The sequence below is a fragment of the Vibrio sp. 2130-1 genome, from assembly GCF_033339515.1.
The window spans coordinates 98,712-118,489 of sequence record NZ_JAWOUT010000003.1; the positions used below are offsets into that span (position 1 = coordinate 98,712).

At 46.6% G+C, this 19,778-nt stretch carries 17 protein-coding genes; 12 read left to right on the forward strand and 5 right to left on the reverse strand.

Going from position 1 to position 19,778, the window contains the following annotated elements:
- The first annotated feature begins 42 nt into the window (after positions 1 to 42).
- Complete coding sequence (locus R7Q09_RS05175; protein ID WP_025768035.1) at positions 43 to 2,073, forward strand: S8 family serine peptidase; 2,031 nt, start codon at positions 43 to 45, stop codon at positions 2,071 to 2,073.
- A gap of 9 nt (positions 2,074 to 2,082) precedes the next feature.
- Positions 2,083 to 2,445, forward strand: a complete 363-nt coding sequence (locus R7Q09_RS05180; RefSeq protein WP_318070567.1) for an ATPase — start codon at positions 2,083 to 2,085, stop codon at positions 2,443 to 2,445.
- Between the two features lie 84 nt (positions 2,446 to 2,529).
- Here the strand turns inward: R7Q09_RS05180 and phnX are convergent, their stop codons facing one another.
- From phnX to phnW, 3 genes are all read right to left on the reverse strand, one after another.
- The gene (gene phnX, locus R7Q09_RS05185; protein WP_262595784.1) at positions 2,530 to 3,345 is read right to left on the reverse strand and encodes a phosphonoacetaldehyde hydrolase; all 816 of its coding nucleotides are present in this window, start codon (positions 3,343 to 3,345) and stop codon (positions 2,530 to 2,532) included.
- Positions 3,346 to 3,435: 90 nt separating this feature from the next.
- Positions 3,436 to 4,815, reverse strand: coding sequence for an aspartate aminotransferase family protein (locus R7Q09_RS05190; RefSeq protein WP_161441644.1), 1,380 nt, complete (start codon positions 4,813 to 4,815; stop codon positions 3,436 to 3,438).
- 26 nt (positions 4,816 to 4,841) lie between these two features.
- Positions 4,842 to 5,945, reverse strand: a complete 1,104-nt coding sequence (phnW, locus tag R7Q09_RS05195) for a 2-aminoethylphosphonate--pyruvate transaminase (RefSeq protein WP_101960107.1) — start codon at positions 5,943 to 5,945, stop codon at positions 4,842 to 4,844.
- 265 nt (positions 5,946 to 6,210) lie between these two features.
- On the opposite strand from phnW, the gene R7Q09_RS05200 reads away from it, so the two are divergent.
- The 5 genes from R7Q09_RS05200 to R7Q09_RS05220 all read left to right on the forward strand — a co-directional run bounded on the left by R7Q09_RS05200 (position 6,211) and on the right by R7Q09_RS05220 (position 12,017).
- Positions 6,211 to 7,221, forward strand: a complete 1,011-nt coding sequence (locus R7Q09_RS05200; RefSeq protein ID WP_005384363.1) for a putative 2-aminoethylphosphonate ABC transporter substrate-binding protein — start codon at positions 6,211 to 6,213, stop codon at positions 7,219 to 7,221.
- Positions 7,222 to 7,491: 270 nt separating this feature from the next.
- Positions 7,492 to 8,598, forward strand: a complete 1,107-nt coding sequence (locus tag R7Q09_RS05205) for a putative 2-aminoethylphosphonate ABC transporter ATP-binding protein (protein ID WP_318070568.1) — start codon at positions 7,492 to 7,494, stop codon at positions 8,596 to 8,598.
- Between the two features lie 8 nt (positions 8,599 to 8,606).
- Positions 8,607 to 10,331: a putative 2-aminoethylphosphonate ABC transporter permease subunit gene (locus R7Q09_RS05210; RefSeq protein WP_193447462.1), complete on the forward strand. Its 1,725-nt coding sequence runs from the start codon at positions 8,607 to 8,609 to the stop codon at positions 10,329 to 10,331.
- Between the two features lie 9 nt (positions 10,332 to 10,340).
- A complete protein-coding gene (gene phnR, locus R7Q09_RS05215) occupies positions 10,341 to 11,045 on the forward strand; it encodes a phosphonate utilization transcriptional regulator PhnR (RefSeq protein WP_005442366.1) in 705 nt (234 codons plus the stop codon).
- 66 nt (positions 11,046 to 11,111) lie between these two features.
- Positions 11,112 to 12,017 carry an EamA family transporter gene (locus R7Q09_RS05220; protein WP_318070569.1) on the forward strand — a complete coding sequence of 302 codons (906 nt, stop codon included), beginning with the start codon at positions 11,112 to 11,114 and terminating at the stop codon, positions 12,015 to 12,017.
- A gap of 68 nt (positions 12,018 to 12,085) precedes the next feature.
- Here the strand turns inward: R7Q09_RS05220 and R7Q09_RS05225 are convergent, their stop codons facing one another.
- Both R7Q09_RS05225 and R7Q09_RS05230 read right to left on the reverse strand, forming a co-directional pair.
- The gene (locus R7Q09_RS05225) at positions 12,086 to 12,637 is read right to left on the reverse strand and encodes an outer membrane beta-barrel protein (protein WP_182015801.1); all 552 of its coding nucleotides are present in this window, start codon (positions 12,635 to 12,637) and stop codon (positions 12,086 to 12,088) included.
- A 12-nt stretch (positions 12,638 to 12,649) separates the two neighbouring features.
- Complete coding sequence (locus R7Q09_RS05230; RefSeq protein ID WP_005374042.1) at positions 12,650 to 13,576, reverse strand: VirK/YbjX family protein; 927 nt, start codon at positions 13,574 to 13,576, stop codon at positions 12,650 to 12,652.
- A gap of 412 nt (positions 13,577 to 13,988) precedes the next feature.
- Between R7Q09_RS05230 and R7Q09_RS05235 the strand changes: the two genes are divergently transcribed.
- The 5 genes from R7Q09_RS05235 (at position 13,989) to R7Q09_RS05255 (ending at position 19,712) form a co-directional block, all read left to right on the forward strand.
- Positions 13,989 to 14,348, forward strand: coding sequence for a DUF3316 domain-containing protein (locus R7Q09_RS05235; protein WP_017819758.1), 360 nt, complete (start codon positions 13,989 to 13,991; stop codon positions 14,346 to 14,348).
- A 219-nt stretch (positions 14,349 to 14,567) separates the two neighbouring features.
- On the forward strand, positions 14,568 to 15,968 hold the full coding sequence (locus R7Q09_RS05240; protein WP_318070570.1) for an FAD-dependent oxidoreductase: 1,401 nt from the start codon (positions 14,568 to 14,570) through the stop codon (positions 15,966 to 15,968).
- Between the two features lie 113 nt (positions 15,969 to 16,081).
- Positions 16,082 to 17,206, forward strand: coding sequence for a M14-type cytosolic carboxypeptidase (locus tag R7Q09_RS05245; RefSeq protein ID WP_130546464.1), 1,125 nt, complete (start codon positions 16,082 to 16,084; stop codon positions 17,204 to 17,206).
- A 455-nt stretch (positions 17,207 to 17,661) separates the two neighbouring features.
- Positions 17,662 to 18,642, forward strand: coding sequence for an OmpA family protein (locus tag R7Q09_RS05250; protein WP_005374035.1), 981 nt, complete (start codon positions 17,662 to 17,664; stop codon positions 18,640 to 18,642).
- Positions 18,643 to 18,842: 200 nt separating this feature from the next.
- Positions 18,843 to 19,712, forward strand: coding sequence for a LysR substrate-binding domain-containing protein (locus R7Q09_RS05255; protein ID WP_064369425.1), 870 nt, complete (start codon positions 18,843 to 18,845; stop codon positions 19,710 to 19,712).
- The last annotated feature ends 66 nt before the right edge of the window (positions 19,713 to 19,778 follow it).

Here is a 19,778-nt window from a genome sequence, read left to right on the forward strand (position 1 = left end):
AATATAGTGAATAAAAATTAGCTCAAATAAGGAATAGGGCAAATGCACTACACAACAAGTAAAAAACAAGGCTTATTTTCGTTGTCTGCCGTAGCAATAGCACTGACCACTTCGATGTCAGCGTTTGCGGCTCCACCAATGGGATTTGATGAATCTAAGTTACCGACGAAGTACATCGTCAAATTCAAAGAAGATGCAGTCAGCCGTTCTTCAATGGGTGGTAACTCTTTCTGGGGGCCACGAATCGCGCAGGAGTCTGTTCTAGAACAGGTGAAGGCACGTAAGGTGGAAAAACTGGGCAATCGCGCCATTTACAGCGTTGAATTGGATGGCGATGACTTAGAGCCGCTTCGCAATCGTAGTGATGTGGAATACGTGGAAGTCGATCCACCTCGCTATTTGCTCAGCGAAACGACCCCATGGGGATATGAAGCGGTTAATGCTCAACTGCTAGCTGACTTCAATGCGGGTAATCGCACTGTATGTATTATCGATTCAGGGTACGACATTTCGCACAACGACCTAAGCGGTAACCGCGTTGCTGGTACTAACGATAGTGGTACGGGATCATGGAGTGATCCGGGTAACAACAATGCCCACGGTACTCACGTCGCGGGTACGATTGCTGCGATTGCCAACACCGAAGGTGTAAAGGGTGTGATGCCAAACCAGAATGTGAATTTGCACATCGTGAAAGTATTTAACGAATCGGGTTGGGGTTACTCATCTGGGCTTGTTAAAGCAATCCAGACCTGTGCCGATAATGGTGCTAACGTTGTGAACATGAGCCTTGGTGGTAGTCAATCAAGCCGAACTGAGCAAAATGCACTGCAAAATATTTACGATCAAGGCGTTCTATTGATCGCCGCTGCGGGTAATGATGGCAATACAGCGCACAGCTATCCAGCTTCTTATGACTCAGTGATGTCTGTTGCGGCTGTTGATAATCAAAATGATCATGCAGCGTTCTCACAATCTACTAATCAAGTTGAGATCTCAGGCCCGGGTGTGGCGATCTTATCAACGGTTACGGTAGGTGAAGGTAAACTTTCTGATATTACCTTGAATGGTGTCAGTCAGTTTGATCGTGGGATTGTTCCTCACAATCGTTTGATCAATAACGGTTCTTCGTATGTTCCGGATCCAATCGCGGGTTCAGTAACGGCAACGCTAGATAGCTGTGATGTCTCTGGCGGTAACTTTAACTGTGGTGATATGTCGGGCAAAATTTGTTTGACTGAGCGTATCGGCAACCAGTCTTCAGGAAACTACCCTGAAGTAGATGCGGTTCAGGCTTGTTACAATGCGGGTGCGCGAGCTGCAATCGTATACAGCAACTCTGAACTACCTGGTTTACAAAACCCTTTCTTGGTAGACACAAACAACGCTTATCGTATGGTTTCGGTAACGGTTGATCGTGCATTTGGTCAAGAGCTGTTGGGGTATGTTGGTCAGGAAATTACTGTTGCAACAACCTCTGGTGAAGATTACGAGTACTACAATGGTACATCAATGGCGACACCGCACGTAACGGGCGTAGCTGGCTTGGTGTGGAGTTACCACCCAACCTGTACAGCAGCGCAAGTACGTAATGCCCTAGTGAAAACTGCAACAGATATTGATGTTGCTGGTCGAGACAACCGTACTGGCCACGGCCTAGTTAATGCTGAAGCGGCGAAGCTGTTCTTGGACGCTGGCTGTAATGGACCTGATGGTGGTAGCTCTTCGGACTCTAGCTTCTCAAATACCAGCCCTGTTGCGATTCCAGATAATAAATCTTCTGGCGCAATCAGTGCAGTAGAAGTCGATCGCTCTGGTGATTCAGGCACAGTAAGTATTGACGTTGATATTAGCCACACTTACATCGGTGATCTACGAGTGACTTTAACGTCACCGACTGGTGGAGAAGTTGTACTTCACAATAATACCGGCGGCAGCGCTAACGATATAAAAAACACGTTCCAAGCGGATTTTTCTGGTTTTGAATCGCAAGGTACATGGGAACTAAAAGCGGTAGACAGTGCCAGAAGAGACACAGGCACCATCAACAGTTGGACTCTGACCTTTCAATAAGGAGTGACTATGAAGGAGTTGACCTTACTTTCTTTGTCTGTGGTAGGCGCTACCGCACTATTGGCAATCGGACTGAGCTCAAGCAGCTTGGCAAACAATCAAGGATTTCCTCTCGTGGATGAACGCCAAGATCAAGCCGAGCAGCAACCTGCGCGTTACTTTGTTAAGTATCATGAAGGAAAAGAGAGCGAAGTGAGAGCGCTTCTTCGTCAGCACAACATTGAAGTGGTCGACGCTCTGGTGAAACAACACGTGTTGATTGTGGTGGGTGAGCAGGCGGAAGTCGATAAGCTCGCGGATCACGATGCGGTCGAATACACCGAGCAAGAGCCGACAAGAAAGCTGCTATCTAACGGAACTACGCTTCAATAAGCCAAACTTTCTAAGATAGTGCCAAAAAGAAAAACGCCCCTCACGTGAGGGGCGTTTGTTTCATTTATTTGTGGAAGATGAAGACTAAGGACGCTCACCTGCTGCTAGGCGACGTTCGATATCTGCAACCACTTCTGGGAAGTCAGCAATGGTGTCGATAAGGTAGTGCGGCGAGCTCTTGATCAATTTTGCACGCGCTTTTTCACGAGCAGCATTAAGCGTTGCTTCGTCCGCGGCTTGGTATTCTTCAAACGTTAGACCTGCTTCGTTACCAGAAAGCATCAAACCAACGGTCCACATACCGGCGTTGTGACCTTCATCAATGCCCGGTGCTGCGTCATCCACTTTGATACACGCATTAACGTCGGTAACATTCAGCTCAATCACGTTTTTCAGTGCCATAAATGGTGCCGGGCGACCACCTTGCGGTAGGTCATCCGTTGCTACTACGTAATCTGGTTTGTAGCCGTAGTCCGCTGCCACTGGAATCAGTACGTCCATCACTTCGCGAGGGTAACCAGAACAAGAACCGATCTTGATGTCTTTGTCTTTCAGACTGTTCACAACTTCAATCGCATTTAAGATAGGCTCTGCATGATCAGCCACTTTTGCTTTTTGCAGCGGCATGAATGCTGCGTAGATAGCGTCGATGTCTTCGCTGGTCATTGAGCGACCAAACTTCTCATTCCAACGCTTATCAACTGCAGGGATGCGACCCACAGCTTGGATGTGATCCCACTTACCAAGTCCCATTGGTTCACGTGCTTCTTCTAGGTCGATATCGAAATCAAAGCCTTGTTTGAACGCTTCCACAAAGATGCTGGTTGGCGCGAAAGAGCCGAAATCGACGATAGTGCCAGCCCAGTCAAAGATCACTGCTTGAATTGGTGAGTTGCTCATGTTCAATCCTTTTTCTTGCTTGCCAGAGCGCTTGCCTACACGTTGGTACCGCGCTCAGGATAAATTGGTTTTTGTTGAGGTCTATTGACCCTAAATGTAGTTAAAGTCTTTACACACTTTGGCGATGGCTTCTTCGAAAATTGCCAATGCTTCTGTTAGTTGTTCTCGAGTGATGATCAGCGGTGGGCTGAGTTGAATCACATTGCCTTGCGATACCTTGAAGCTCACGCCGTTGTTGAGGCATTGGTACAATACAGCTTCCGCTTCGTCATACGCGCGTGCTTTGCTTTCGTGGTCAGTGACCAGTTCAATGCCCCACAACATGCCGATGCCACGTACATCACCAATCACCGGGTACTTAGCTTTCATCTCTAGCAGCTTTTCACGCATGAACTGGCTGTCGGCTTTGGCTTTATCTAGCAAGCCGTCTTGCTCAATAGCTTCCATGGTTGCCAGTGCTGCAGCACAACCAATAGGACTTTTCTCATGAGTGTAATGGCCCATGGAGATTTGCTCGGCAGTGTTGTATTTGTCTTTGGTTACCATGGCTGCGATAGGCACTAAGCCACCACCCAAACCTTTACCGATGCAGAGCATATCTGGCTCGATGTCGTAGGCTTGGTAGGTAAACCATTCACCGCTGCGACCCATGCCATTCGGGATGTCGTCGATGATCAGCATGACATTGTGTTTGTCACAGATTTCACGGATACGTTTCCAGTAGGCTTTACTTGGCACTTGTACGTCGGTATTACGAACCGCTTCTGCGATAAACGCGCCCACGCCACCTTCTTTCTCAATCACGTATTCAAGGTAGTCGGCGTAATGCACGTCGCTGCCGTCCGCGACAGGGAAAGCACCACGGTAAGATACGGCTGGGGGGATGCGTTCAACACCTGCCATTAATGGTCCCATGCCTTGGCGGAAACACGCTTCGCCACCTACTGAGATGGCATCCAATGATGCGCCGTGGAAGGAATCCCACAGAGACACCACCTTGTAGTTGCCCGTGATGTGGCGCGCTAGTTTAAGTGCCATGCCAACCGCAGATGTGCCACCCGGAGCAAACAACACGCGGTTCAATTCGCCGCCACAGATTTGTGTGAGCTTTTCGGCACATTCAATCGCGGTTTCATTAGTAAAACGACGTGGTGAAAACGGCAGTTTGGCAATTTGCTCTTGCACACGTTTAATCACATGCGGATGACCATAGCCCAACTGGTGGACGTTATTGCCATGGAAATCCATGTACTTTTTGCCGGTAGCATCTTGGATGTAGATGCCTTTTGCTGCTTCCAAGGTATCTAAGCAAGGCGTCGACATGGCTTGGTGAAGAAAGACCTCCGAATCACGCTTCAATAATGCTTGCGTGCGTTCGTCATCCATCGATGCATTCCAAGCTTGGCGCGCTGGCGTCGTGTTGACATCGCCTTCGCTACGGAAATGGGTCGGTTTGATATTCTGAGTCATAACGCTCTCTCAATCAGAAGGCTGCTTTACGCAACTTGCCAGTACATTGCTTTTTCAATCGCACCGATTAAGCGCTCGATATCTGCTGGGTAAACTTCGCCAATGTTGCCGATACGGAAGCAATCTGCGTTCGATACCTTACCCGGATAAATCACAAAACCTTGCTCTTTCAAACGCGTGTAGAACGCTTTGAACTGGTAATCACTGTGCGTCGGAGAGTAGAAAGAAGTGATGATTGGCGAGTGAAGGTCATCACTCAGTAGTGGCTCAAACCCCAAAGAACGCATACCTGCAACCAGTGTTTTCTGGTTAGTTTGGTAACGGTTATGACGAGCTTCAATGCCGCCTTCTTGTTCCAGCTCTAACAAGGCTTGGTAGAAAGCGCGAACCGTGTGCGTTGGAGACGTGAAACGCCATTTACCGTGGTTCACTTCCATGCAGTGCCACTGGTCGTAAAGATCAAGGCTCAAAGAACGTGCCTGACCTTGGCACTTTTCTAGCTCAGTTTGTTTCGCAATCACAAAGCCAAAACCCGGTACGCCTTGAATACATTTGTTTGCAGAGCTGATCATAAAATCGATGCCTAGCTCTGCGATATCGATAGGAATGCCACCAAAGCTCGACATGGCATCGAGAATCACGACTTTACCGTGTGCTTTTGCCGCAGAAGCAAATGCCTCAATTGGGTTAAGCATGCCAGTGGTTGTCTCACAGTGAACAATTGCCACGTGTGTGATAGCAGGATCCGATGCCAATGCAGTTTCCACCTCGTTCAAGTGTGGCTGTGATGTTTCGCCTGGGGAAACTACATGGCATGGAATATTTAGGTAATCAGCGATCTGAGCGATACGTGCACCGTAAGCGCCGTTGTCGACAACCAACAATTTTCCATCTTTGCCAATGGCGCTGCCAATCGTCGCTTCTACTGATGCAGTGCCGCTACCTTGCATTAGTACGCTGGTGTAGCCGTCTTGCTCCGTCGCCAGTTTTACAAGCTTAGTGCGGATCACTTCTACAATGCCTTTGTTGTATTCATCATCCCAAGTACACCAGTCTTTTAGCATGGCTTCACGTACCGTTTCAGAAGTAGATAGAGGACCTGGAGTCAGTAGTAGGTATTCGTTTTTCATCTCGATTTCCATTAGAATAGGCTGGTTGGTCTACACCAAATTTCGAGTTCACTCTAGCGAGGAAGAAAAGGGCAGTAAATAGGCGAATATCCAATTTCATAAAACTTTAATATCCAGAAAATGGCGGAACAATTGAACGATTATTAATCGCAAATTTTCGTAAAACTGCCATTTAATGGTCATGATTTCGTCACAAAGGCTCAGTAGGGTGGTTATCGTCAACTGGTACAGACCAAATGAAACTTAGCCAAATTAACTGGAGAAAATGATGAAAAACCGTTTGATGAAAGGATCGCTGGCTGCACTTGTCTCTCTGCTAGCTACGAATGCAATGGCAGCACAGGAAGTCACGGTTTACACCGCTTTCGAAACTGACATTCTTGCTAAATACAAGTCTGCGTTTGAGAAAGATAACCCAGATATCAAGATTAAGTGGGTTCGCGATTCCACCGGTATCATGACGGCGAAATTGCTGGCCGAAAAGAACAACCCTCAAGCGGAAGTGGTTTGGGGTCTTGCTGGCTCGTCAATGGCACTGCTTAAAGATGAAGGTCTTCTTAAGCCTTACACACCAAAAGGTTTGGAAGAGCTGCACGCGAACCTAAACGACCCTCAATCAAACCAAGCTTGGTTCGGTAACGATGCGTTCTTTAACGCAGTTTGTTTCAACGAAGCGGTAGCGAAACAACTTAACCTACCGAAACCAACGTCTTGGGAAGACCTAACGAAGCCGGTTTACAAAGGTCACATTGCAATGCCGAATCCAGCGTCTTCTGGCACTGGCTACATGCAGGTTTCTGCTTGGCTACAAAACATGGGTGAAGATCAAGCATGGAACTACATGCGTGACTTAGACAAGAACATTGCACACTACACGCACTCTGGCTCTAAGCCATGTGTTCAAGCGGGTATGGGTGAAGTGGCTATCGGTATCTCGATGGCAAGCCGCGGCGCGAAGCTGAAAACACAAGGTGCACCACTAGCGGTTATCACACCAAAAGGCATCGGCTGGGAATCAGAAGCGGTTGGTCTAGTAAAAGAGTCGGATGCAGCGAAGCGCGTTGTCGACTGGTCAATCTCTAAAGCGGCAAACGAGCTTTACGTAGAAATGTACCCAGTGGTTGCACATAAAGAAGTGAAAGCGACAGTATCTAACTTCCCGAATGTTCAAGAGAACATGGCGAAGATGGACTTCGCGCAAATGGGCAGCAAGCGTGCAGAGATTCTAGCGGCATGGTCTGAGAAGTTTGACGCGAAATCAGAGCCAAAGTCTTAATTGAATTTGCTTTGAGTTGAATACTGAAATCCACCTCGGTTGAGGTGGATTTTTTTGTTTTCTCTGTTATTTCAGAGTTTGCTGAAAGTAGATTCCTAGTCTCACCTAGGTTCGCTGGAATGACGAACTTAAGAAAGTCGGGAATCTCTAATTACCACTTAAACAAACCTTATCTCTCTTCATCTATTTGTCATCTTCTGGCTATAAATTTGTCATTGGAACGTAACACTCCAAAACTAAAGTTGGTATATACCATCTGGAGCGTGTGTTATGTCAACTAACCAACATTACCTAAATATCGAAAATGTAGTGAAGCAATTCGGACAGTTCACTGCATTAAAGAAAATCTCGCTAGCGATTGAAAAGGGCGAGTTCGTTTGTTTTCTTGGTCCTTCTGGCTGCGGTAAAACCACTCTGCTACGTGCCATTGCAGGTTTAGACTTGCCAACGTCTGGTGCGATTTTTCAAAACGGTCAAGAGACCACACTCCTACCACCAGAGAAGCGCGATTTCGGTATCGTATTCCAATCTTACGCGCTGTTTCCGAACCTAACTGTGCAAGAGAACATTGCAGTGGGTTTGAAGAACCAAGGCATGTCGACAAAAGAAGCGCTAGAGAAGGTGGATTACTGGTTAGAAACCATTGGTCTTCCAACCTCTGGCGAGAAATTTCCTAACCAACTTTCTGGTGGTCAGCAGCAGCGTGTGGCACTTGCTCGCGCATTGGCGTTGTCTCCGGGCCTACTGCTACTTGATGAGCCGCTGTCAGCGCTGGATGCAAAAGTACGTGTTCACTTACGTGATGAGATTTGTAAGCTGCAACGCAAGCTTGGCATTACCACCATCATGGTTACGCACGATCAGGATGAAGCGTTGTCGATGGCGGATCGTATCGTGGTAATGAACCATGGCGTGATTGAGCAAGTTGGCACACCTCAAGAAATCTACCAACAACCAGCAACGCGCTTTGTCGCTGAGTTTGTCGGCAGCATGAACTTTATTGAAACCTCAGTAGCAACGGACTCCCAAGTACGCATTGCAGAAACCCTAATGCCAGCGCCAAGCTTGACCAATCGTGAGATCCAACGTGGTGACCGCTTCGACCTTGCGGTGCGCCCTGAAAGCATCAAGTTTGTTGAAAACTACAACAACTCTTTACCTGTGCGAGTTACCGCAACCGAGTTTCTAGGGGCGTTTTTCCGCATTGATTGCGTATTGCAAAACGACAGCTCAACGAAAACCATCGTCGTGGATGTGCCTGTGGAAACGGTTCAAAAACTCAATATCAAGGCGGGCGATGTACGTTACATCCAGTTTGCTGAAGAAGGGCTGCATGGTTACGCCGTGCCCTCGGTTGATAAAGCGCTAGCGGCGTAGGTGTAAACATGGATGCGAAGACAATGACGATGAATAGCCTGACCACACAAGACAAAGCAAAATCACTACTCGGACGTGTCAGCCGCGACAACCTTGTGTTGTTTGGTTTGCTTGCTGGTTTGTCGACCATGATGGTGCTGTTCATCTTAATGCCGCTTTGGGCAATGTTGACCAAGAGTGTGCAAAATGCCAATGGCGAATTTGTCGGATTGGCAAACTTTGCGACGTACTTTTCCTCTTCAAGCTTGTGGGTGTCGGTGGGCAACACCTTCACTTTGGGCGTGATTGTGACCTCGGTAGTGGGTGTGCTTGCGTTTGGTTATGCCTACGCGCTGACTCGTTCCTGTATGCCGTTTAAAGGTTTGTTTCAAATCCTAGGTACTGCGCCGATTCTCGCGCCTTCGTTGTTACCAGCGATCAGTTTGATCTTCCTTTTCGGTAATCAAGGCATTGCCAAAGAGATGCTGTTAGGAAACTCGGTGTACGGCGTGATTGGTATCTCGATGGGTTTGATTTTCTGGACCTTCCCTCATGCATTGATGATTTTGACCACTTCGCTGCGCACTTCAGATGCCCGCTTGTATGAAGCAGCGCGCGCACTTAAAACTTCACCCATCAAAACCTTCTTTATGGTGACGTTACCTGCGGCGAAATACGGTTTGATCAGTACGCTTATTGTGGTTTTTACATTGGTTATCACGGACTTTGGTGTGCCGAAAGTGATTGGGGGCAGCTACAACGTTCTGGCGACTGACATCTTCAAGCAAGTCGTGGGACAGCAAAACTTTGCCATGGGTGCGGTGACTAGCATTATGTTGTTATTCCCTGCGGTAATGGCGTTCGGCGCAGACCGCTGGGTACAGAAAAAGCAAAAGAGCTTATTCGACACACGTTCAGTGCCTTATCAGCCTGAACCCAACAAAGCGCGCGACAGCATTTGTTTGGTTTACTGCAGCATCATTTCTATCGCAGTGTTGGCTGTGCTTGGCATGGCGGTGTATGGCTCGTTAGTTACGTTCTGGCCTTGGAACAAAGCTCTAACGCTAAACAACTACAACTTTGCTGAAATGAGCACTTACGGTTGGAGCCCATTCTTCAACTCACTAACACTGGCAGGTTGGACAGCGGTTATTGGTACAGCCATCATCTTTGTCGGTGCGTACTGCATTGAGAAAGGGCGTGCGTTTGGTCCAATTCGTCAGGTGATGCAAATGCTCAGCGTGGTGCCAATGGCGGTACCGGGTATGGTGCTTGGCTTGGGTTACATCTTTTACTTCAACGATGCGAACAATCCTCTAAACGTACTTTATGGCACCATGGCATTCTTGGTGATTAACACGGTAGTGCATTACTACACAGTGGGTCACATGACCGCCCTGACAGCGCTAAAGCAGTTGCCATCGGAGATTGAAGCCACGGCGGCATCGGTGAAGCTTCCTCAATACAAGTTGTTCTTTAAAGTGACATTACCTGTGTGCTTACCTGCGATTTTGGACATTGCGACTTACTTGTTTGTTAATGCATTAACCACCACTTCTGCGGTAGTATTCCTTTACTCAACCGATACGATTCCGGCTTCGGTCTCGATTCTGAATATGGACGATGCAGGTCAAACTGGCGCTGCAGCGGCAATGGCTGTCATGATCATGATTGCTGCCGCAATTGCGAAGATTGTTCAGATGACTTTGGGTAAATTGTTAGAAAATCGCACACAAGCTTGGCGCAAAAGATAAGGACACTTCGTGCAATACGTAAAAATTAAAGATTCGATTGTTGAACAGATTGAAGCGGGCATGCTATCGCCGCGTCAAAAACTGCCAGCAGAGCGTAAGTTGGCGGAGTCGTTCGATACTACACGCGTCACTTTGCGTGAAGCGTTATCACTGCTGGAAGCAGAAGGTCGAATCTATCGCGAAGATCGCCGAGGTTGGTTTATCTCACCTGAGCCATTGCGTTACGACCCAACCCAAACGCTGAACTTCCCGAACATGGCGAAAGCGCAAAATCGTGTGCCAAAAACGGAGTTGGTCGCAGCAAAAGGGACGTTGGCAAACAAACAAGCCGCGCGCTTGCTGGACTTGCAGCCTTTCTCGGATGTGTATCGAGTCGACCGTGTGCGATACCTTGAAGACAGACCTGTGGTATTCGTAACAAACTACATTCGTCCAGAGCTGTTTCCGAACCTGCTGGATTACGATTTATCAAATTCACTGACGGACATTTACCGCGATCATTATGGCGTGACGTATCAAAAGATTCGCTACCGCATTTCAACCAGTACTTTGTTGGGTGAAATGGCTCAGGCATTGCGTGCGACAGCCGGTACGCCAGCGATGGTAGTGGAGCGCATCAACTACAACCAGCACGGTGAGTTGATTGATTGCGATATCGAGTATTGGCGACACGATGCCATCAGCATTGAATCTCTGGCGGAACTCAATCGCTAAGTGGATTTTCTCATAATCTAAGGCTCCATCTCGGGGCCTTTATTTTATTCAGACAGGGACATTGAAATGGATTTGTTGGCGATTGGTCTCGTCGTTTTTTCTGCTGTTCTCCATGCGGGTTGGAATATCCTTGGTAAAAGCAACTCTGGGTCAGGGCTCGCGTTTACTATAGCGGCCAGCTTTTCTGCATGTTTCATTCTTACCCCTTATTTGATTTGGTATTTGGCAACCATTGGCTGGACATCATTACCGAGTGAGTTTTGGGGGTTGCTGTTCATTAGCGGCATTTCACAAATGGTCTATCTGGTTGGTTTGATTGTCGCTTACAAGCACGCTGATGTGGGTGTGGTTTATCCGATTGCTCGGGCGCTGCCTGTGATGATGGTCGGCGGAATCAGTGTGGCATTGGGGCATGAGTTATCCAGTCAGCAGTGGTTTGGATTCTTGCTGATTACACTTGGTTGTATGCTGGTACCACTGACGAACTTTCGTCAGATGACATTGGGCTCTTATTTGAACGTTGGTGTGTTCTGGGCATTGATTGCCGCAATAGGCACAACGGGTTACTCCGTGGTTGATAAAGAAGCGCTGAGTTTACTCACAAGACAAGCATCAGAGATCTTGAATGATCAGTACAGTGCAATCTTCTACTTGGGCGTGCAGTTTTGGGCGATTGGTATTCCAGCCCTTGTATGGTGCTTAGTTATCGGCAAGCCAGATGAGATTGAGACAGCGTGGCAGATCCGCAAAACAGCCAGCATGGCAGGGGTAATGATGGCATCCACCTACGGCTTGGTGTTGTTTGCGATGACCATGACAGACAACGTAAGTTTGGTGGTGGCACTAAGGCAAATCAGCATCGTGTTTGGATTGTTTATGGGGATTTGGTTTCTGTCTGAGAAATGGTATCTCACCCGAGGGCTTGGCGTTACTTCTATCGTGGCTGGGATCATTCTCGCGCTTGCGTATTGACCTATATTCACGAAAAAAGGCAGCGAATGAGCCTCTCGCTGCCTTTTGTATTAACTTGTAAGCCTTGTTTAAAAACGCAGTTGCGCACCAAACATCACGCCGCTAGAGTCAAAATCGCTGTTTTTTGAGTACACATATTCTGCATTCAAACCAAAGTGTTTATAGCTCCAGCCGATACCGCCAGCCGCTTCACCTCCGACACTTGAGTGTTCGATGTTCTTGCTCTGACCGTTCACTTTATAAGTGTATTCGAGAGTGTAGAGAGTGACACCTGCCTTGCCGTACAGTTCGAAACCTGAACCCAGAGGATAGCTAGCATAGCCACTCAAGCGAGGTCCGGAGAAGCTCGTATCGGTGACTTCTGAAATCGGACTCACGAGTATCGAGCCGATACCGTCAAACGCGCCTTTATAACCTGCTTCGATACCAAAGTTATGTGTTGGCATGTAGCGGTAATATATTTCACCTAAGAACATGTCGCCTGATTCTTTGCTTGTCGGAGCATCGTAGTTCACATCGCCATAGCCAATGTTTGTACCTATGATGTGCACACTGGTTTCTGCATTGGTTGACAAAGAAAAAGCCGACAGCACTAAAGCAGTAATGAATGAATAACGCATGAACGCTTCTCCTTAGCTTTTAGCTTGCTCGCCTTTTAATATTTGTTCGAAAGTGACCTTGGTGTTGTCTAGCCATTCATAACGGCGACGATACATCGAACGCTTAGAGCGCGACATGCCTTCGATATCTCGACGGGGTGCATTTACATCAATTGAGTAAAAATGACGATTGTATTCGGTGCCGCCCAATTCTTGCCAGAGTGCATCGTAATCCGTTTTTATTCGCCCTTTGCTGTAACGTTTAGCTGCGTAAGTATGGGACTGCGTTTTCACCGCTAGAATCGTATTTACTTCCCAAATTTGTGCGAGCAAAGTGAGCAAGCTCACCATCAAGCTTTTTGGTCTCTGTCCGTAAAGCTTACGAGTTAGCTTTTTAATTTTCGCGTTGTTTTCTTCACTGCTTCGCGGTCCTTGTAAGCCGCCAATCATAATGCTGCGTCCAGATTCGATGTGACCTAGCGTAAAAGAGAGCGTGTAGAAGTTGCCATCTTCAGCGCTGTGCAGCACTAGGCTCATGTCGCCTTCTTTTTGATAACGTGCTTCGTATACTAATCTCACCGAGTACAGTATTTCGTCAATTTCAAAAGAGGCTAATGTTAGGCCTTTCGAGTCTGTGTAGATTTCTTCGATTGTTTGTTTAGAAAACAGTTCTGAAATAGTTTTATAGTGATCAACTACCAAGTTAGAACGATCGAACGCTGAGTTGTTTTTGATGATATACGGACGAAACGGTTTCTCTAAAAACCGATGCGTACGTGTACAAAGCAACTCTAACAATGACGATTCAATATTGTCTGAAAGGTGCTTAAATGCACGTTTGTAATAAAGCGCACGTAAGATGAACTTAGCTCTGTAGGTCCAAATTGGCTTGTAGACATCAGCATAATCATCTGAGTAAATCGATTTGCTATGGTAAAAAATGGATTTGTTCGCGGTCATTTTCACTCCAGATTAACTTGTGCTCAATAGCGACAATTAAGAACCGACGGACGAGCAGCGAAGAACCCGAAAAGGAGGAATGCAAAGCACGACTGAAAAGAGGTGGTTTTTGCTGTGTCCGACGTTTGTGTAAGGTTTTGAACACTGTTCTTTTGCTGGGATTCTAAGAGAAAATTGACCTTAGGTATTGTATGGTTTGGTAAGGAAGTGTCAGGTTGAAACCCATTGTTCAAAAGAAAGAAAATGCGAATGTCGGCTGAATATGACGTTGAGTTGCTAAGTTAATGTGAAATAAGTTGAACGAAAATTGAACATTATTTGAAATTGTTTTGACGTGTTTTAGGTCTTTATACGTACCTTATAAGTATCGAGCCAATTTTGGCCCGATGTAAAGGTAAGTAAGGAGAGGTTTATGAAACGCTTAACAACTTTAGCAAGTACGATTGCTCTGATTGCTGCACCTTCTATGGCTCTTGCTGGTGGTTATCAGTGGACAAACGATACCGAAACTATCCATGGCGACGTAATGGATAGCAAACAAGCGGCTTATGAAATGGGCCGAGACATGATCCAAAGCTACCAAAATAAATCATCTGGACAACTCCGTGATGAGTTTACGAGCCTTACAACGTATGTTGATCGCCAATCGTTTTCTATCACTGACTCAAAAGTCATGGTAAATGAGTTCTTGCAAAGTGACGGGCAAGTTGTTTACCAGCCTATTCTCAATGTTCAATACGAGTACCGCATGCGTGATACCGGTAAATACTAACCAGTAAGACGGACTTGAATTGTTTACCACTAATATTTTTTGCTGTTTGTTTTGGGGAGCCACGAGCTCCCCATTTTGTTTTTGTCGAAAGCGAAAATTTTCACACTCTCAGTGCAACATTTTCTATCGCTCAGCGTTAGATTTTCTTGCTCGTTGATTGTCATCATCGTTTGTAAAGTGTTTGCGGAAATGGATGTAACGCACTAACGAGGATACCCGATGACACATCATTCATATTGGTTCAAGCAGGCAATTGAAGCTGAGCAACCAGAAACGCCACAACCGTTACAGCAGAACATTAATACTGACGTTGCGATTGTTGGTGGCGGATACACCGGACTTTGGACCGCGATTATGATTAAGCAGCAATCTCCGGCAAAACAGGTGGTTGTTATCGAAAAGGGCTTATGTGGCAGTGGTGCATCGGGCGCAAACGGCGGTTGTATGCTGACTTGGTCGACAAAGTTTCCGACATTGAAACGGTTATTCGGTGAACAACATGCTGCTTGGTTAGTAAAAGAGTCGGAACAAGCAGTGCTCGAGATTGACGACTTTTGTCAGCAGCACAACATCGATGCGCAATTATCATTGAAAGGGGTTTATTACACTGCAACCAATCAGGCTCAAACTGGGGGCATGCAGCCAGTTGTGGACGAGTTAAAGCGTTTAGAAGTGAACAGTTGGCGCCATTGCCAAACTGAGGAGTTGCGTGCCAATGCGGGATCGCCGCGCAATATAGAGGGCTTTCACTCTCCAGTTGCTGCCAGCGTTCAACCTGCTTTATTGGCGAGAGGATTAAGACGCGTCGCAATGGAGTTGGGTGTTGAAATCTATGAGAACACGCCGATGACGCGTTTAGATTATGGAAAACCTGCCACTGTCTGTACACCTAAAGGAAATGTTCAAGCGCAGCAGGTGGTGTTGGCACTAAACGCGTGGATGGTGGAGCAGTTTAAGCAATTCAAAAGCAGTATCGTGGTGGTCTCTTCCGACATGGTGATCACCAAACCGCTTGGTGATGCGCTATCTCAATCTGGTTGGCAGGCAGGCTCTAGCGTGTTGGATTCACGTATCTTCGTCCACTATTACCGAGATACGCCAGATGGCCGTTTGATGTTGGGGAAAGGCGGCAATCAGTTCTCTTTCAACAACCAAGTCAATGCAATGTTCAACAAGCCAACGCGCTATCAAGATCTACTGCGTAAGTCGTTCGATAAGCTGTTCCCACGTTTGAAAGGGGCTGAGTTCGCTTATTCATGGACGGGCGGTTCAGACCGCTCTGCTACTGGTTTTCCATTCTTCGGTGAGTTAGATAACCAAAGCAATATCTTTTATGGCTTTGGTTATTCGGGTAACGGGGTAGCGCAGACTCGAATGGGCGGAAAGATCTTATCTTCATTGATATTGGGAATCGATAACGAGTGGACGAACAGTGGTTTAGCCAAAGGACCGTTGGGGTATTTCCCACCAGAACCGCTTCGCTGGACCGGGGCTATGATAGTGCGCAACGCGGTACGTCGAAAAGAGGAAGCAGAAGATAACGAGAAAACGCCGTTTATCTGGGATAAGTGGCTAGCAAAACTCGCGGGACCAGCAGGCAAAGCGGATAAGCTTGACTAAACTGAAGACTTTAGCCACAAACGAGACAGTTTGCAGTGAAAGTCATTGGGGCGCGATGAAGCCTTGTGTTAGCCTCTGTCTTTCAAGCTCAGATTTAAAAGGTGAGTCATAAAATGAAAGTATTCAGCAACTTCGATAGCGGCAGCATTCACGTAGTGAAAGCGGACGACAAAAACGACATCCAACTCAAAATTCCTAACGACAATATGTCGGAATTCTACCAGTGGTTCCACTTCCGTCTTGAGACAGAAGCTGAGCAATCACACACCATCAAATTGCTTGATTTGGCTAAATCGGCTTATCCAGAAGGATGGCAAGGTTACGATGTGGTTGCGTCTTACGATCGTGAAGAATGGTTCCGACTACCGGCAGAGTTCGATGGCGACACGCTGACTTTCACTGTAATCCCTGAGCGCAGCTCAATTTACTTCGCGTACTTTGCGCCATACACGTACGATCGTCATTTAGACTTGTTACACATGGCACAAAGCGCGCACCACTGCCAACTAGAGACGCTTGGTCATACGCTAGATGGCAATGACATGAGCTTGCTTACTTTCGGTGAGCCAGAAGAAGGCAAAAAGAAAATCTGGATGATTGCACGTCAGCACCCAGGTGAGACAATGGCGGAATGGTTCATGGAAGGTATGATCCAACGTCTGTTAGATGAAAACGACACGGTTGCGCGTGCATTGCTTGAAAAAGCGGTGCTTTACGTCGTACCAAACATGAACCCAGACGGTGGTATTCGCGGTCACTTGCGTACCAACGCAGTAGGCGTAAACCTAAATCGTGAATGGCAAACGCCATCAATGGAAAAGAGCCCAGAAGTCTACCTTGTGCGTCAGCGCATGCTGGAAACGGGTGTTGACATGTTTTTAGATATTCATGGCGATGAAGCGATTCCGTATAACTTCGTCGCTGGCTCAGAAGGTATTCCTTCTTACGATGAAAATCTTGCCGCTTTAGAGACATCATTTAAGCAAGCGTTACTGACTATTACGCCAGAGTTCCAAGATGAGATTGGTTACGATAAAGATGAGCCTGGTAAAGCGAATTTGACGGTCGGTTCAAATTGGGTTGCAGAGCAGTTCAAATGCTTGTCTTACACAATCGAAATGCCATTTAAAGATAACAACAATCACCCAGATCCACTTTACGGTTGGTCTCCTGAGCGTAGTGTTTTGTTTGGGCAAGATGTATTAGCTGCAACGTTAACCGTAGCGGATAAAATTTAGCGCGACGAGTTAACGCTTTTTCATTATTTCGAAAACAGCTCATTTTAAATGAGCTGTTTTTTTGTGCTCTCCATATCCACGCTCCCCTGTAAAAATTTGTTGCCATTCACAAGCTTAAATGATGATTCTTAAATTTGAGAAAGTGGCTTTTTATGGTGATTTGCGTCACAGAAAGTTGGCTTCTTTGTGATATTCTCCGCAACGAATTGACTATGGCTAAACCAACGCAACGAACTTTATTTTTCGGTTGGGTATGCGGATGAAGCTCATGAATAGATGGTCTTGAGGTTACCTTTTTCCGTTTTACGTCATTGGCGTTTGAATATCATTTTTGATTCTTTCCTACGCTATTTAGCTATTTCTATTCGAAGAAAAGAGAAAGTTACGGCTTCATATTTTACGGCAGTATGCTGCCGCGGTGTGTTGCTTTGTGTACAAGAAAAAGGAAAAGAATAATGAAAAAAATCGCTATAGCAGTGGCTACTGTACTTGCTGGTGGTGTGATCTCAAACGTTGCACTTGCTGACACTTACATGGGCGGTAAAGTAGGTTACAACTCTCTAAACGATGCGTGTTACCTAAACGAACCTTGTGACGACGACAGTTTTGCAGCATCTATGCACTTAGGCTACAGCTTCAACAAGTACGTTGCAGCAGAGTATGGTGTTGATTACCTTGGTGACTTCACTGCAAACTTCAAAAAGCCTGGCCTAAACACCGTTGATGGTGATCTTTGGGCGTTGACGCTTGCTCCTAAATTTAACCTACCGCTAACGGATTCTTGGAATCTATTCGCGAAAGTTGGTGCTGCATACATGATGGCTGGTGACGAGAAAGATTTCGTACCAACTGGCTCTCTGGGTGCTGAATACCAAATCAACTACAACTGGAGCCTACGTGCTGAATACCAACGCTACCAAGATATGTCTGATGATGTAATTGAAGACATGGATTCAGATTTCTTCGGTATCGGTTTCAACTACAAGTTTGGCTCTGAGCCTGTCGTTCAAGAAAAAGCCGTTGAAGAGGTGGTAGAAGCACGTCCTGCAACACGCATTGTAGATCACGTTTACCCTGCTCAAACAACAGCGACAGTACAATTCGACTTAGAAAGTGCAGAAGTGAAAGACGCGTCGAACCTTTCTGGTACCGTTGATTTGATGAATACTTACCCACAAGCTCAAGTTGAGATCACGGGTTACAGCGATACGACAGGTTCTGCTGCTTACAACAAGCAACTCACAGAAAAACGTGCGAAAGCCGTTGCTGACGAGTTCCAAGCAAAAGGTATTGCGGCTGAGCGTATGACAGTGAAAGGCATGGGTGAAGCTAACCCAGTGGCAAGCAACGAGACACGTCAAGGTCGTCAAATGAACCGTCGTGTTGAAGTGGTTGTTCCTGCGTTTGAATACCAAACAACTGAAAAAGCAGAATAATTCCTGCTTAAGATAAAGTTCCAAAAGCCAGCGTGTATCACGCTGGCTTTTTTGATCCCGCTTAACAAACTAAGTAGTTGTGTAGAAACATAGTTATATCGGGACGCTTTGACATATGCTCAACATACGTAAACTCAGCACCTTCATCAATTTGTCATCACCAGTTCATAGCATGGCAGCTAAATGTCTGGGAGAATGATATGCAAAGTTTACCGCCGCTCAATTTGCTCCGAGCTTTTGAAGCCACGGCGCGACTACAGAGTTTTACAAAAGCCGCAGAGGAGCTAAATGTGACTCGTGCGGCCGTAAGCCAACAGGTGAAATCGCTAGAGTCACAGCTCAATGCGACGTTATTCGAGCGCAAGGGCACGCACCTTACGCTGACCTGCTCAGCACAAGAATACTGGCCTGTGGTTAATCATGTGCTTCAAACATTATCGACCACGACGCAGCATTTATTTACTCGTCCCAAGAATACGCAAGTTAACTTACATGTCGCTCACAGCTTTTGCTCTCAGTGGTTAATGCCAAGGTTGGCTGATTTTCAGCGACAATTCCCAGACATTTCCTTTAAAATCTCGACCACTGCTAATACGGTTCCAAACGCCAGTGCGATTGCGGATATCGAAATTATTAACGGAGATGGAGATTGGCAAGAGCAAGAAGCCATACGATTAACCCAAGAAAACTGGATTGTTGTCGCAAGCCCCGGCTTTATGCATTTAAACCCGATAAATGACCTCTCGCAGTTAGCTAAAGCGCCTAAAATCTGTACTAGCGGTTATCATGAATCTTGGCAAGAGTGGCTTTCACACCAAGGTTACCAAGGGAAGGTGAGCAAAGTCGTCGCCGAGTTTGAACACTCATTGCTTGCTATTCATGCTGCGATTAATCAACTTGGCGTGTTGCTGGTAAGAGACTTTCTTGTTGAGGATGAGCTGCAACAGGGCGTATTAGTCCAGGCTGGAAATTGGCATATGCCAAGTTCTGGTGCACATTATATGATGGTTCGAGCATCCGAAAAATCACACGTAAACACCTTTGCTCAATGGTTAATACAGAGTCTTTAATGTTCGTTCAGCGAGTGAGTAGAGCGCATGTGTGGTTTAGCTATTATTAGCAGTAGCAAGTCATCA